Annotated in this window: 20 protein-coding genes; 15 read left to right on the forward strand and 5 right to left on the reverse strand. The window is 63.1% G+C overall.

Annotation, left to right across the window (positions count from 1 at the left end; translation table 11 throughout):
* Positions 1-14: 14 nt before the first annotated feature.
* Positions 15-950: a DMT family transporter gene (locus KF827_RS11755; protein WP_291005376.1), complete on the forward strand. Its 936-nt coding sequence runs from the start codon at positions 15-17 to the stop codon at positions 948-950.
* A 29-nt stretch (positions 951-979) separates the two neighbouring features.
* Positions 980-1657 carry a nitroreductase family protein gene (locus KF827_RS11760; RefSeq protein WP_291005378.1) on the forward strand — a complete coding sequence of 226 codons (678 nt, stop codon included), beginning with the start codon at positions 980-982 and terminating at the stop codon, positions 1655-1657.
* Here the strand turns inward: KF827_RS11760 and KF827_RS11765 are convergent, their stop codons facing one another.
* Positions 1658-2503, reverse strand: coding sequence for a hypothetical protein (locus KF827_RS11765; protein WP_291005380.1), 846 nt, complete (start codon positions 2501-2503; stop codon positions 1658-1660). It abuts the gene before it with no gap.
* Positions 2504-2587: 84 nt separating this feature from the next.
* The gene (locus KF827_RS11770; protein ID WP_291005382.1) at positions 2588-3370 is read right to left on the reverse strand and encodes a CarD family transcriptional regulator; all 783 of its coding nucleotides are present in this window, start codon (positions 3368-3370) and stop codon (positions 2588-2590) included.
* Here KF827_RS11770 and KF827_RS11775 point away from each other — a divergent pair.
* A complete protein-coding gene (locus KF827_RS11775) occupies positions 3369-3710 on the forward strand; it encodes a hypothetical protein (protein WP_291005384.1) in 342 nt (113 codons plus the stop codon). The genes KF827_RS11770 and KF827_RS11775 overlap by 2 nt on opposite strands.
* Positions 3711-3992: 282 nt before the next feature.
* Here KF827_RS11775 and fdxA read toward each other — a convergent pair whose 3' ends face one another.
* The 3 genes from fdxA to KF827_RS11790 all read right to left on the reverse strand — a co-directional run bounded on the left by fdxA (position 3993) and on the right by KF827_RS11790 (position 5827).
* Positions 3993-4322 carry a ferredoxin FdxA gene (gene fdxA / locus KF827_RS11780; protein WP_291005386.1) on the reverse strand — a complete coding sequence of 110 codons (330 nt, stop codon included), beginning with the start codon at positions 4320-4322 and terminating at the stop codon, positions 3993-3995.
* 73 nt (positions 4323-4395) lie between these two features.
* Complete coding sequence (locus KF827_RS11785; RefSeq protein WP_291005388.1) at positions 4396-4692, reverse strand: RNA-binding S4 domain-containing protein; 297 nt, start codon at positions 4690-4692, stop codon at positions 4396-4398.
* Between the two features lie 10 nt (positions 4693-4702).
* A complete protein-coding gene (locus KF827_RS11790; RefSeq protein WP_291005391.1) occupies positions 4703-5827 on the reverse strand; it encodes a carboxylate-amine ligase in 1125 nt (374 codons plus the stop codon).
* A 172-nt stretch (positions 5828-5999) separates the two neighbouring features.
* On the opposite strand from KF827_RS11790, the gene KF827_RS11795 reads away from it, so the two are divergent.
* The 12 genes from KF827_RS11795 (at position 6000) to KF827_RS11850 (ending at position 14385) form a co-directional block, all read left to right on the forward strand.
* Complete coding sequence (locus KF827_RS11795; protein WP_291005394.1) at positions 6000-6740, forward strand: SDR family oxidoreductase; 741 nt, start codon at positions 6000-6002, stop codon at positions 6738-6740.
* 138 nt (positions 6741-6878) lie between these two features.
* Positions 6879-8123: a bifunctional phosphopantothenoylcysteine decarboxylase/phosphopantothenate--cysteine ligase CoaBC gene (coaBC, locus tag KF827_RS11800; RefSeq protein WP_291005397.1), complete on the forward strand. Its 1245-nt coding sequence runs from the start codon at positions 6879-6881 to the stop codon at positions 8121-8123.
* Positions 8124-8137: 14 nt separating this feature from the next.
* Positions 8138-8602: a dUTP diphosphatase gene (gene dut, locus KF827_RS11805; protein WP_291005400.1), complete on the forward strand. Its 465-nt coding sequence runs from the start codon at positions 8138-8140 to the stop codon at positions 8600-8602.
* Positions 8602-9054: an Rrf2 family transcriptional regulator gene (locus KF827_RS11810; protein WP_291005402.1), complete on the forward strand. Its 453-nt coding sequence runs from the start codon at positions 8602-8604 to the stop codon at positions 9052-9054. Before dut ends, KF827_RS11810 begins: the two co-directional genes overlap by 1 nt.
* 29 nt (positions 9055-9083) lie before the next feature.
* A complete protein-coding gene (gene cysK, locus KF827_RS11815) occupies positions 9084-10067 on the forward strand; it encodes a cysteine synthase A (protein ID WP_291005404.1) in 984 nt (327 codons plus the stop codon).
* Positions 10068-10080: 13 nt separating this feature from the next.
* Complete coding sequence (locus KF827_RS11820; protein ID WP_291005407.1) at positions 10081-10845, forward strand: molybdopterin-synthase adenylyltransferase MoeB; 765 nt, start codon at positions 10081-10083, stop codon at positions 10843-10845.
* Between the two features lie 136 nt (positions 10846-10981).
* Entirely contained in the window at positions 10982-11569 is a 588-nt protein-coding gene (locus KF827_RS11825) for a PAS domain-containing protein (protein WP_291005410.1), read from the forward strand.
* 323 nt (positions 11570-11892) lie between these two features.
* Positions 11893-12273, forward strand: coding sequence for an AtpZ/AtpI family protein (locus tag KF827_RS11830; RefSeq protein WP_291005411.1), 381 nt, complete (start codon positions 11893-11895; stop codon positions 12271-12273).
* A gap of 2 nt (positions 12274-12275) precedes the next feature.
* Positions 12276-13034 (forward strand): F0F1 ATP synthase subunit A, encoded by a 759-nt coding sequence (locus KF827_RS11835; protein WP_367273141.1) that lies wholly within the window; start codon positions 12276-12278, stop codon positions 13032-13034.
* A 67-nt stretch (positions 13035-13101) separates the two neighbouring features.
* Positions 13102-13326, forward strand: coding sequence for a F0F1 ATP synthase subunit C (locus KF827_RS11840; protein WP_291005416.1), 225 nt, complete (start codon positions 13102-13104; stop codon positions 13324-13326).
* Positions 13327-13330: 4 nt separating this feature from the next.
* Positions 13331-13822 carry a F0F1 ATP synthase subunit B' gene (locus KF827_RS11845; protein ID WP_291005420.1) on the forward strand — a complete coding sequence of 164 codons (492 nt, stop codon included), beginning with the start codon at positions 13331-13333 and terminating at the stop codon, positions 13820-13822.
* Positions 13823-13899: 77 nt separating this feature from the next.
* The gene (locus KF827_RS11850) at positions 13900-14385 is read left to right on the forward strand and encodes a F0F1 ATP synthase subunit B (protein WP_291005423.1); all 486 of its coding nucleotides are present in this window, start codon (positions 13900-13902) and stop codon (positions 14383-14385) included.
* Positions 14386-14412: the final 27 nt, after the last annotated feature.

Consider the following 14412-nt stretch of genomic DNA (forward strand, 5'->3'; position numbering starts at 1 on the left):
ACAGAATGCCCAGTGTGACGGAAGATATCGGCCGAGGCAGCCTGATTGCCTCGCTGGTGGCATCGGGCACCGGCATTCAGGTGGGGGCCGCCCTGGTGGCCACGCGGCTGGTGGTGGATCAGGCCGATCCCGCCAGTCTGGCTTTCCTGCGCTACAGCATCGCCGTGCTTTGCCTGCTGCCATTCCTGCTGATATCGCGGCCCTGGCCGCGTATGGGGCTGCGGGATTTTCTGGCTATTTCCGGCCTTGGCGTGGTGCAATTCGCCATGGTGGTGGTGGTGCTCAATTATGCCGTCACGCTGATTCCGGCGGCGCGCGCGGCGCTGATTTTTTCCGCCTTCCCGCTGGTGGCCATGCTGGTGGCTGCCGCTTTGGGGCAGGAGCAACTCACCTGGCGCAAGGCTGCCGGCGTGTTGCTCACCATCGGCGGCGTGGCCTTGGCGCTGGGCGACAAGGCCTGGGGCGATAACGCTTCCGGCGAGGGCTTTTCCGGCAATCTTGCGGCGGGCTGGCTGGGCGAGATCGCGGCATTCCTGGCCGCCTGTTTCGGGGCTGCCAGCAGCGTTGCGCTGCGCGGCTATCTGCGGCGCTACGAGCCGCTGCATGTGGGCGGTCTGTCGATGTTTGCCTCCGTGCTGGTGCTGGCGGTGCTGGCCTTTGCGGAAGGTTATTTCCAGCATCCGCTGCGTTTCGATGCGGTGGGTTGGGGGGCGGTCTGCTTCATCGGTTTGTCCAGCGCGATAGGCTATTTCGCCTGGCTCTGGGCATTGCGGCGCGGTTCGCCCACCCAGGTTACGATCTTTCTCGGCCTGGCCCCGATCACGGCGGCCATACTGGGTGTGTTGCTGCTGGGTGAAGCCGTGACATTGGGTCTGCTGGCCGGCATCGCCTGCATATTGCCGGGCCTGGCGCTGGCGCATTGGCAACCGGTTGCGCGCAAGGCAGGATAGGCACGGCATTATCGGAGGGGGGAAACAGCATGGCAAACCTGCCGGCAATGGAAGGTCTGCGCGATTATCGCCGCTATGGCGATGCCGAAGCCATCGCGCGGGTGCAGGATTTCACCGCCGATCTGCGGCGCCGGCGCACGGTGCGGGATTTTGCGGCCGATCCGGTGCCGCGAGCAATCATCGAGGCTGCGCTGCTGGCCGCCGGCAGCGCGCCATCGGGGGCCAACCAGCAGCCCTGGCATTTCTGCGTCATCACCGATCCGGCTTTGAAGCGCCGCGTGCGTGAAGGCGCCGAGGCCGAGGAGCGCGAATTCTACAATGGCCGCGCTTCGGCGGAGTGGCTGGAGGCGCTGGCACCGCTTGGCACCGATGCCGACAAGCCGTTCCTGGAAACCGCACCGGTGCTGATCGCCATTTTCGCCCAGCGGTATGGCATCGCCGCCGATGGCAGCCACCGCAAGCATTACTATGTGCCGGAATCCGTCGGCATCAGCACTGGCTTCCTGATCGCGGCGCTGCATCATGCCGGCCTGGCGACCCTGACCCATACACCAAGCCCGATGAATTTCCTCAACCGCCTATGCCAGCGGCCGGAGCATGAGAAACCCTATATTCTGCTGGTGGCCGGCTATCCGGCCAAAGACGCGCAAGTTCCGGTATATGGCGGCCGCAAGAAATCGCTGGGAGAGTTTACCAGCTGGCTCTGATCAGATTGCGAAGCTTTCGATCACCGTGCCATCAAGCGCGAAGCAGCCCACATTGAGCGGGCCGCCGAAGCCGCAGCCGCCATCCAGGCAGGCAGTGAAGGCGCCCAGATGCGGGCCCTCGCCTTGGGGATTGGCGCCAGCCACCACGCGCCGGAAGCCGCCATAAGGGGCTGTCATGTCGCGGAAATGCGGCGAGCCCCACCAGAGATGATCGGCCTGTTCGGGCAGCGGCAGGCCGGGATCCACCCCGGCATGCACGAACAGCAATTCTCCATCGCGGGTATAGGCCGCGCGGCGCAGCGCGGCGAAATAATCCTCATGGCCGGGATGCGACCGGATGGCAGCGCGCAGGGCGTTGGTCCAGCGGCTGATGCTGAGCGCACCTTCGCGCAGGATGCCGGGCACGCGGGCGGAATCCACGCCATAGGCTTCCAACACCGGCTGCAGGCCATGGCGCATCATCCAGTCGAACACGCCGGCCGGCCCGGTGGCGAACTGGATCTGCAAAAGCTTGCGCCACATCTCCTCCTGTGCGCCGCGCAGATAGACGATGTCTTCCGGCATCGCACCCGGCAGGCAGAGGAAATCGCGGCGGAAAGCGATCAGTTCGTCCAGCACCGCCAGCGTATCGGCACCATAGCCGAACTGGTTGCCGAGATAGACCAGGCGGTCGCCATGCTGCACGCGGGCGGAAAGTTCCTCATGGGCCAGTTTCAGCTTGCCGATATCGGCGCGCAAAGCCGCCACCGCCCAAACCCGGCGGCTGCCGCTCAGCACGGCAAAAGCCTCGCCAGTCGTGGCAGGCGAGGCGGGAGCGGAGGATTGCGGGGCGCGGAATGCGATCAAGACGAATCGGGGCCCTATGCTGACAGGGCCCCGAAACTAGCGGGAAATGCTTAAAAAAGCGATGCGATGCCGCAAACGCTGCGGCTAGGCTGCCTTGAGATGCTTGTCCAGCTTCTTGGCCGCGCTGTCCTCGTCGATCCGCTCCACGGCAGCCAACTCGCGCACCAGGCGGTCCAACGCGCTTTCGTAGATCTGGCGCTCGGAATAGCTCTGGTCCGGCTGGCCGGCATTGCGGTGCAGATCGCGCACCACTTCGGCAATCGCCACCGGATCGCCGGAATTGATCTTGGCTTCGTATTCCTGGGCGCGGCGGCTCCACATGGCGCGTTTCACGCGGGCACGGCCTTTCAGCGTATCCAGCGCCGTGCGCATCTTCTGCGGCGACGAGAGCTTGCGGATGCCCACCGATTGCACCTTGGTGGTGGGCACACGCACGGTCATCTTGTCGCGCTCGAATTCCACCACCATGAGGTCCAGCTCGAAACCGGCAATGGATTGCCGTTCGATGCGCAGCACCTTGCCAACGCCATGGGTGGGATAAACTACGTAATCACCAGCACTGAATTCCACTTTGACCTTCACCGCAGAGGGTTTGATTGGCACAGCCTTGCTGGGCGCGGCCGGTTTCGGATCCGGCGGCTTCACAGGCTGCGGCAGCGGCCGGCTGGGCGGCGCCGAAACCGCCTGGGCCTTCACGGCCTGGGGCTTCGGCGGCAGCTTGGCCGCTTCGGGTTTCTTTGCTGCTTCCGCCGGTTTCTTGGCGGCGGAAGCGGGCTTCTTGGGCGTTTCCGGTTTCTTGGCCGGTTCCGGCTTGGCCTTGGCCGCAGGCGCGGGCTTTACAGCCGACGCGGCAGGAGCAGCCTGCATGGATGCTGCCTGGGCCGCGCCTGGTTTCTTGGCCGGCTCGGGCTTCTTTGCCGGTTCAGGCTTTTTCGCAACCGGCTTCTTGGCTGCCGGTTCGGGTTTCTTGGCCACGGGCTTCTTGGTTTCAGGCTTTTTCGCCACGGGCTTTTTGATTTCGGGCTTCTTGCTGGCTTCCGGCTTTTTCGCCTCGGGCTTTTTCCCTGCAGCTGTTTTCACCGCAGGCGCCTTAACAGGGACAGACTTGCCTGCCGCTGCTGCCGGCTTGGCCGGCTTCTTTATCTTAGCCTTGGTCAAAGCTTCACCTCGCTCGATGCCCCTGCGACGTTCCCCCTGGCTTGGCTGATGGCCGGTTTCAGGTCTGGGGCTATGCCGCAGGCCATTCCGATCCACCTTGGGCCAATCCATGCATTGCGTACGCGGCTCAAAATCCGGATTTCCACGGCGGAATTCCACATAGGGCTACTGCCCTTTGGCCGATTACGCGGCAGGAAGCATTATTGTTCCGTCACATATTATACCACGGCGGGGTGGCAAAGGACAGAACCCTTCAGGCCGTTTGAGGGCGAATGATGCAAACAAAAGTTGTTGTCTGCATCATTTTATAGAGAAATAGGCGGTTTCAGGCCTACTCGCCGGGATTCGGGCTGAGCAATTCCTTCTTGCCGGGCTTGCCTTTCCACTCGTCGGCATCGGCCGGCGGAGTACCCTTTCGGGTGATGTTGGGCCAAGCCTGGGCATATTCCCGATTGAGTTCCACCCAGCTGGCGGTATCGGGCGCGCTGTCGGGCAGGATCGCTTCGGCCGGGCATTCCGGCTCGCATACCCCGCAATCGATGCATTCGTCGGGATGGATCACCAGCATGTTCTCGCCCACATAGAAGCAGTCCACCGGGCAGACTTCCACGCAATCCATATACTTGCACTTGATGCAATTCTCGGTGACGACGTAGGTCATGGCAAAGGATCCTGGCAAATGCGCCTGGGGGGCGAGGCAAGGGCTTTCGCCTAACACGGCAGGCTTGGCCGGGTCAATCGCCGCTATCGGCTGTCGGGGGCGCTATTTCCGCATAGCAGGCCTGCGCTTCGGCGGGCGGGCCGCGCCGGACGGGCAGGCCCAGAACGCGCAGCACCTTTACGCCGGCCCGTAGCGGCAGGGTCAGCACATCATCCACCCGCACCAGATTGTGGTTTTTCTCCACAACGCGTCCGTTAATCCTGATGCGGCTGCGCCGGATCAGTGTTGCAGCGATATCGCGGGTTTTGCAGAACCGCGCATGCACCAGCCATTTGTCCAGCCGCATGCCGTCTTCGGCGGAATCAGTCATGCCGGTGTTTTTACACCGTTGCCGTGCTTGCCACCAGCCAGCCCACCACGCCGCGCAGCGCCTCGCTGCGGCTGGCACCGCTGGCCCGCCGTTCGCGGTAGAGTGCCATCTGCTGCGCCGCCGATGTGCCGCGCTGCAGGATGGTGCGGGCATGCTCCACTTCGGCGATGCAATCCAGCGCGGCGGCATCCTCGGCGATCAGGCCCAGCAGATGATCCAGCAACGCGGAGAACGGCACCACCTTGCGCGCGTCGAAATCGATCAGGCCTTCCGCTGTGCCGTAGCGCTGGGCACGCCAGCGGTTTTCCTCGATCAGCAGCCGGGTATGATTCTGCCATTGGGCGTTCAATGCCGGCTGTCGGTGCAGCGCGCGCACCAGGCAGCGGAAAATCGCCGCGATGCAGAGCGCATCCTCCAGATGGGTGCAGGAATCCGCCACGCGCAGCTCCAGGGTGGGAAAGCGCGGCGATGGCCGGATTGCCCACCAGATATGGCTGGCATCTTCGATCACGCCCGATTGCACCAGGGTGTCCACGTAATTGTTGTAATCCTCCAGGCCGTTGAAGAATTCCGGAATCCCGGTGCGCGGCAATTCATCGTAGGCGGCGAGGCGATAGCCCATCAGTCCGGTGGGGTATTTGCGCCAGAATGGCGACGAGGTGCTGAGCCCGAGCAGCAGCGGTAGAAAAGGCAGCGTGCGGTTCATGATGTCGATCCGCTCATGCGGATCGGCCACTTCAACATGCACATGCATGCCGCACAGCATGTTGCGGCGGGCGAGGAATTTCAGGTCGTTGGCTATCTTGTGATAGCGCGGCTTGTCGGTATGGCGCTGCTCGGTCCACTCGCCGGTGGGATGCGTGCCGGCGGCGAAGATTTCCAAGTCGAATTCGGCTGCCACTTCGGTCAGCCCCTTGCGGAATCCACCCAGCGCCGCGCGCGCCTCGGCCAGGCTGCGGCAGATCGGCGTGGCCACCTCGATCTGCGATTGCAGCAATTCGGTGGTGACGGATTCACCCAGCAGGCCGCGGCAGCGTCGGATCAGGGCTTTGGGCATGCGCTGCACGGCGGTCTTGCCATCGCGCTCAGCCAGGAAGAATTCTTCCTCAATGCCAATCGTATAGGAGTCGTTCATTATGGGCTCCATTTTTTAATTTATTTCTATAAATGCCCGTCTTGCATCTTATGGCTTTGCGGCCTTATTGCGGCAATTCGATGGCTTGCTATAAGCCGCAATCTGGCAAAAAGAAACCATGGTTGCCGGTTGGCCAGTGGTTTTCGGGGCAGCCCTGCGCTAGCTTAAGCCCATGAACGAACGCCAACGCACTCTTCTGCTCACCGGCGCCAGCCGCGGGATCGGGCATGCCACCGTGAAACGTTTCAGCGCTGCCGGCTGGAAGGTGCTGACGGTTTCGCGGCAGCCGTTTTCCGAGGAATGTCCTTGGGAGGGCGGCGCGGAAAGTCATGTGCAGCTCGATCTCGCCGATATCGACAATCTGCCAAAGGCGATGGAGGAATTGCGCGAGCGTCTGCCCGATGGCCGGTTGGATGCCCTGGTGAACAATGCCGGCATTTCGCCCAAGGGGCCGCGCGGCAGCCGGCTGGGCGTGCTGAGCACCGATCTGGCCACGTTGCAGCATGTGTATAACGTCAACCTGTTTTCGGTGATGCTGCTGGCCAAGGGCTTTTTCGAGGAATTGAAGGCGGCCCATGGTTCGATCGTGAATGTCACCTCGATCGCCGGCAGCCGCGTGCATCCGTTTGCCGGCGTGGCCTATGCCACATCCAAGGCCGCTCTTGCCGCGCTCACCCGCGAGATGGCCTGGGAATTCGGCGCCCATGGCATCCGCGTGAATGCCATCGCGCCGGGGGAAATCGATACCGCCATCCTCTCGCCCGGCACCAGCGACCTGGTGGATCGGGAAATCCCCATGCGCCGCATGGGCACGCCGGAAGAGGTGGCCAGCACCATCTATTTCCTCTGCACCAATGCCTCGTCTTATGTGAATGGCGCCGAAATCCATATTAACGGCGGCCAGCACGTTTAAGGCCGGCTTTCCAATCTTTTTCTGTTATTTGCGGTCAGAGGGGGCGTCGAGGCTTGTTAAGCCTGGGATGCTCCATTAAATTTATACACACAGCTTTCTAGTGATTTATCAATAAAAACCATTGGGAGTGGAAAAACTTTGCTCAAGGGCAAGCGCATCCTGCTGGTGATCTCAGGTGGCATCGCCGCCTACAAGGCGTTGGAGCTGATCCGCCGCCTGCGCGACCGTGGCGCCAGCGTGCGCTGCGTGCTGAGCCGTTCGGCGGCGAATTTCGTTACCCCGCTCTCGGTCTCGGCATTGTCTGGCGACAAGGTGTATGGCGAGATCTTCTCGCTCACCGATGAAGCCGAGATGGGGCATATCCAGTTGTCCCGGGATGCCGATCTGCTGGTGGTGGCACCGGCCAGTGCCGATCTGCTGGCCCGCATGGCCGCCGGGATGGCCGATGATCTGGCCGCCACCGTGCTGTTGGCCACCGACAAGCCGGTGCTGGTGGCGCCGGCGATGAATGTGCGGATGTGGACCCATCCGGCCACTCGGCGCAATGTGGCGCAGCTGCGTGCCGATGGCGTGCAATTCGCAGGCCCGGTGGATGGCGCGATGGCCTGCAACGAATACGGGCCCGGCCGCATGAGCGAACCGATGGAAATCCTTGCGGCTATCGAGGCGCATTTCGCCGGCGGCAGTATACAAGCCGGGCCCCCGGTGGTGCTGAAACCGATCGCCGCGCAGCCCTTGGCGGGCCGGAAGGTGATCGTCACCTCGGGCCCGACCCATGAACCGATCGATCCGGTGCGCTATATCGCCAACCGGTCCTCGGGCAAGCAGGGCCATGCCATTGCCGCCGCCTTGGCCAAGGCGGGGGCCGAAGTGATCCTGGTCAGCGGCCCGGTCTCCCTGCCCGATCCGCCGGGTGTGCGGGTGATCCGCGTGGAAACCGCGCGCGACATGTTTTCCGCCTGTTTTCTCAATCTGCCGGCTGATGCCGCGGTGTTTGCCGCCGCCGTGGCCGATTGGCGTGTGGCCGTTGAATCCGACAAGAAGCTGAAAAAAACCGGCGAGCTGGCACCCAATCTGCAGATGGCCGAGAACCCTGATATCCTGCGGGCCATCGCCACCACCGATGCCAAGCGCCGGCCGGCCCTGGTGGTGGGATTTGCCGCCGAGACTGACCATGTGGTGGATTACGCCCGCGCCAAGTTGGATAAGAAGGGCTGCGACTGGATTCTGGCCAACGATGCTTCGCCGCAGAGCGGCGTGTTCGGCGGCGATGAGAATACCGTGCATCTGGTCTCCCGCGAGGGCGTGGAGGATTGGCCGCGCATGAGCAAGCTTGCCGTGGCGGAAAAACTGACCGCGCGGATCGCGGATTTTTTCAAGTAAGGGGTTGTCGACTGATGAGCATGATTGATCTTCCGGTAAAGCGTCTGCCTCATGCCGAAGGCCTCACCCTGCCGGCCTATGCCACGGCGGAATCGGCTGGCCTGGATTTGCAGGCAGCGATTGCCGAGCCGATCGTGCTGCAGCCCGGCCAGCGCAAACTGGTGCCCACCGGCCTGGCGATTGCCTTGCCGGCTGGGTTTGAAGCGCAGGTGCGTCCGCGCTCCGGCCTGGCGCTGAAACACGGGATCACGGTGCTGAATGCGCCGGGCACCATCGACGCCGATTATCGCGGCGAAATCGGCGTGGTGCTGATCAATCACGGCGACCAGCCGTTCACCATCAATCGCGGCGAACGCATCGCGCAGATGGTGGTGGCCAGCTACAGCCAGGTGCGGTGGCAGGCGGTTGAGGAATTGACGGATACGCAGCGTGGAGCCGGGGGGTTCGGTTCCACGGGTGTCAAGATGGGGGGAGTTTGATGTTGAAATGTACCCGGCGCACCATGCACGCGCTCGAAGCGGTGGTGGATATCGCCTTCAATGCTCGGCCGGAGCCGGTGCAGTCTAAGGATATTGCCGCACGGCAGGGCGTGCCGCAGCGCTATCTCGAACAGGTGATGCAGCATCTGGTGCGCAATGGCGTGCTGAAGGGCGTGCGCGGCCCGCGTGGCGGTTACACGCTGGCGCGTGAACGCCGCCGTATCACGGTGGGCGAGGTGGTGCGTATCGTTTCCGAACTGGATGCCGATGCCGATGAGGCAACGGGCGCGGGTTCCGAACTCGGCCGCCGCACCGTGCAGCCGATCTGGGATGAATGCCAGGCATTGGTGCTGGAACGCATCGACGGCATTACGCTGGAAGACTTGTGCAATCGTGCGCAGGTTTCGGGCATCGACGCGCCGCTGGAAGGCGCCGACAACTTTACGATTTGAGTCGATACAAAGCCTTCGAGGAGGAAATCATGTCTGCAGTGCAAAAGCCGGCCAGCGTGCCGCATGTGAATCCTCCGCGCGGGCGCATCTACGAGTCCATCGTGGATACCATCGGCGGCACGCCGCTGGTGCGCATCAATCGTCTGGGCGCGGATGCCGGTATCAAGGCCACGCTGCTGGCCAAGCTGGAATTCTTCAATCCGCTGGCCTCGGTGAAGGATCGCATCGGCATCGCGCTGATCGAGGCGCTGGAACAGCAGGGCAAGCTGAAGGCCGGCGCCACCATCGTGGAGCCCACCTCGGGCAATACCGGTATCGCGCTGGCTTTCGTGGCGGCCGCCAAAGGCTATCGGCTGATCCTGGTGATGCCGGAAAGCATGTCGGTGGAGCGCCGCAAGATGCTGAAATATCTCGGCGCCGAGATCGAGTTGACACCGCCCGCCCTGGGTATGCGCGGTGCCGTGGCACGCGCCGAGGAATTGCTTGGGCAGATTCCCGGCTCGGTGATGCCGCAGCAATTCGACAATCCGGCCAATCCGGCCATTCATCGCAGCACCACGGCCGAGGAAATCTGGGTGGATACCGATGGCGCGGTGGATGCGGTGGTTGCCGGCGTAGGCACGGGCGGCACGCTGACTGGCGTGGGATCGGTGCTTAAGGCCCGCAGGCCCGGCCTGCGCATGATCGCCGTCGAGCCCGAAGACAGCCCGGTGATTTCCGGCGGCCGGCCGGGGCCGCACAAGATTCAGGGTATCGGTGCGGGCTTCATTCCGGGCAATCTCGATACCAAGTTGATCGACGAAGTGATCACCATCGGCAACGAAACCGCCTTCGAGACCGCGCGGCGCATGGCCAAGCTGGAAGGCATTCCCGGCGGCATTTCGTCGGGTGCTGCCATGGCGGCCGCGCTGGAAGTGGCCTCAAGGCCCGATATGGCGGGCAAGACCGTGGTGGTGATCATTCCCTCCTTCGCCGAGCGCTATCTCTCCACGGCGTTGTTCGACGGGCTTTGAACCGCGATCGGTCATGAGCAGTTTCACGCCGGATGAATTGCAGCGCTATGCGCGGCATATCGTTTTGCCCGAAGTGGGCGGCGCCGGGCAGCAGAAGCTGAAGCAGGCCCGCGTGCTGCTGATCGGTGCCGGCGGCTTAGGGTCGCCGTTGGCTTTGTATCTGGCGGCAGCTGGTATCGGCACCATCGGCATCGTGGATAACGACCGCGTGGATGTAAGCAACCTGCAGCGCCAGGTGCTGCACGACACCGACAGTGTTGGCCGGCTGAAGACCGAAAGCGCCGCGGTGGCGATTGCCGGCCTCAACCCGCATGTGCGGGTGGTGGAGCATAGCCAGCGGTTGGATGAGGCGAATGCCGAGGCTTTGATAGGCGCCTACGATATCGTGGCCGATGGCAGCGACAATTTCTCCACCCGCTTTCTGGTCAACGATACCTGCTATCGTTTGGGCAAGACCCTGGTGACGGCGGCAATCCTGCGCTTCGATGGCCAGATCTCCACTTTCAAGGCGCATCTCGGCGCGCCGCATCCCTGTTATCGCTGCGTCTTCCCCGAGCCGCCGCCGGCCGGCAGCATCCCAGCCTGTTCGGAAGCCGGCGTGCTGGGCGCCCTGGCCGGCATCATGGGCAGCATGCAGGCCATCGAGGTGATCAAGGAAATCCTCGATCTGGGTGACAGCCTTTCCGGGCGGTTGCTGCTTTACGATGCGCTGCGCGGGGATTTTCGCGCTGTCCGGTTGCGCCGCGATCCGCATTGCCGGTTGTGCGGTAGTCATTAGGGCCGGTTGAGGGGTAGCCTTTCGGGCCACCCGAGGAGCATTAGTATTAATCCGTCATATTTCTAGCCCTGCGGGCTTTTCACATGCTCGGCCTGGTCATAGACTCGATGCCGGACCGCATTGCCCGCATGTGAGCATGAGCCAGCAGATCGAGCCCCATACCGTCATCCCCCAGTTGCTTCGCATCGCAGACTGGCCACGTATGGAAGACGCCCGTTTGCGGCTGTTCATGCATCATTGGGCCGAGCGCCGTGGGGATGCACTGGTCACTCTGCGTAGCGCCATAGATCCGGGCCAACTCAAGCCATGTCTGCCCTATCTGTGGATCTACCGTTGGCTGCCTCAGCAAGACGATTTCTTCTGCAGTCTGTCTGGCGAGGCGGTGAACGACGCCTGGGGGCGCTCGATCCGCAATCGTTTTCTGCGCGATATCATGTCGACCGAGGATGCCGGCGTGCTGCGGCAGCGCTATCGGCATGTGATGGACACGCCCGCCATCCATATCAGCCGCCGGCCGATCCAGCCGCATCTCCAACTGGGCAAGGATAGCGAGCGGTTGATCCTGCCGTTGGCAGACGATGCCGGCCAGGTGCTGGGGGTGTTCGGGATGACGCTGTATCATTACGACCGCGTCACCGAGGCCGACAAGCCGATCCATCCCCGCCGGGAGATCGAGGCCTATGCCTGCGCCGACTTGCCGCGCGGTTTGCCTGCGCTCGATTGACCTGCCTGCTGTCGCAGGCATGCGGCGGATTGCCGCAGTCCAGGCGCCACCGAGACCCCCATCATGCTGTGTAAACCGATAACTTTGATTGGGCTGGATTCTGCCATTCCGGCATGAAAACCATATATTTATAAGTGGGTTATTTTGGCAGTTAAGAACAATTATCAATTATGGCCGTATCCTTGCCTTGTCCGGCCCCGGCCACGGCTCGCCCCATAGGCTTGACGGGGCAGGGGGTGATTCCTATGGTGCGCGCGCTTTCGCGGCGCTTGGCGTCGGGATTCGTGCCGAGGCTTGCCCTGCAACCCATGCCTGGAGCAGCCATGGCCGAGACCGAACCGCCGCCGCGAGACACCGAAAAGGGTCATGCCGATCTGGCACAGCTCAACCGCCGCCTCTCCGAGGTGGAGGGACGGCGCCAGAAGCAACGGATGGAAGCGGCCGGACCGGCCACCAACCGCCGTTCGCTCGGCAAAGCCTGGTCGCTGGCCATCGAGATGGTGGCGGCCGTTGGGGTGTCGGTATTCATCGGCTGGTGGCTCGACCGCTGGCTGGAAACCGCGCCTTTCGGTGTCGTGGGGTTCGCCCTGCTGGGTGTTGCCGCCGCGATGTGGATAGCGATCCGCACCGGCATGGCGATGAACCGGCAGGCAATGGAAGATGAGCAGTCCGCACCGGATGCGGATGACAAGAAGGGGACGTGACTGTGGCAGCCAGCCCGCTCGACCAATTCAAGATCAAGTGCATCGCGCTGTGCGGCGAGGGCGGTACGCTTACGCCGGTATCCTTCACCAACGCCTCGCTGTTCATGGTGTTGGCGGTGGCCGCCGCCACCCTGCTGATGGTTTACGGCATGCGCGGTCGCGCATTGGTGCCGGGCCGGCTGCAATCCCTGGCCGAGCTATCCTACGAATTCGTCGCCAACATGGTGCGCGACAATGTGGGCCAGAATGGCCGACAGTATTTCCCCTTCATCTTCACGCTCTTCATGTTCGTGTTGATGTGCAACATGCTCGGCATGGTGCCTTACAGCTTCACCGTCACCAGCCATATCATCGTCACCTTCGTGATGGCGCTGATCGTGTTCCTGGGCGTCACCGTTATCGCCATTGCCCGCAACGGCATCCATTTCTTCACCCACTTCCTGCCCGCCGGCGTGCCGGTGGCGCTGGCCCCGATCATCGTGCCGATCGAGATCATCTCGTATCTCTCGCGCCCGATCAGCCTCGGTCTGCGTCTCTGCGCCAACATGCTGGCCGGCCATACCACGCTGAAGGTGTTCGCCGGCTTCATCGTTTCCATGGTGGGCATGGGCGGCGTGTTGTCGGTCACCGGCATCCTGCCGCTGGTGATGGTGGTTGCCCTCACCGCGCTGGAATTCCTCATCGCCTTCCTGCAGGCCTATGTCTTCACCATCCTGACCTGCCTGTATCTGAGCGATGCTGTGAACATGGAGCACCACTAAAGGGCTGCTCTGCACCAAGGTTTTCTTAGAGTTCTAGTCAATCACCCAACCTGAAAGGACCAGTATCATGGATCTCGCTTCCGCAAAGATGATCGGCGCCGGTATCGCTGCCATCGGCATGGGCGGCGCGGCGATCGGCGTCGGCCTGATCTTCGCGAACTTCCTCAATGGCGCGCTGCGCAACCCGGGTGCCGCTCCCAAGCTGTTCGGCAACCTGATGCTCGGCTTCGCGGTGACCGAAGCTCTCGGCATCTTCGCGCTGCTGATCGCGCTGCTGATCCTGTTCGCCTGATCCCATGCCCCAGCTCGAGGTCGGCACATTCCTGCCGCAGCTCGTCTGGCTGGCGATCACCTTCGTCCTGCTCTATGTGCTGATGGCGAAGGTGGCCCTGCCGCGGGTTGCCGAAGTCATGGAAGAACGCCGCAAGCGTCTCGACCATGACCTGGAAGAGGCCGCACGGCTGAAGCGCGAAACCGAGGCCGCCATCGCCGAATACGAGGCGGCGCTGGCCAAGGCGCGCGCGCAGGCACAGAGCATTGCCGGCGACACCCGCTCGCGTATCGCAGCCGATGCTTCGGCCGAGCGCAGCAAGGTGGATGCCGATATCGTTGCCTCCACCAAGGCAGCGGAAGCCCGCATCATTGCCGCAAAGGATGCCGCACTGGCTTCCCTGGCCGGCATGGCGGGCGAGGCAGCGTCGGAAATCGTGTCGCGTCTGTCCGGCCTTTCGCCGGCGGCCGATACGGTGCAGGGCGCTGTGGCCAAGGCTCTGTCGGCCCGCAAGTAACGGGCGGTTCGCATGTAACCGGCAATCCGCCGTCGGATTCCATCCGGCGGCGGTGCCATTCACCGGAGTAGGATACGATGCTGCAGGATACCAATTTCTGGGTACTCGTCGCATTCGTGATCTTTTTCGGCATCCTGTTTTACCTGAAGGTGCCGGGGCAGCTCACCAAGTCGCTGGATGAGCGCGCCGAAAAGATCAAGCGCGAACTCGACGAAGCCGAGAAGCTGCACCGCGAGGCGCAGCACCTGTTCGCCGAATATCAGCGCAAGCAGCGTAATGCCCTGCAGGAAGCCGCCGAGATCGTGGCCGCCGCCGAAGCCGAGGCCAAGGTGCTGGCCCAGGCCGCCGCTGCCGACCTGAAGGCTTCGCTGGAGCGTCGCCGCCAGCAGGCCGAGGCGAAGATCGCCCAGGCCGAACAGGCCGCCATGCGCGAAGTGCGCGATACCGCCATCGATCTGGCCGTGGCCGCCGCCGCCGATCTGCTGAAGCAGAATCTGCAGGGCGCCGCCGCCAAGACCCAGACCGAACGCGCCATCGCCGAGATCCGCGCCAAGCTGCACTGATCCCAGCCATAGCCGTAAAGTTTCCAA

Source organism: Ferrovibrio sp. (genome assembly GCF_019636075.1).
Taxonomy (GTDB): domain Bacteria; phylum Pseudomonadota; class Alphaproteobacteria; order Ferrovibrionales; family Ferrovibrionaceae; genus Ferrovibrio.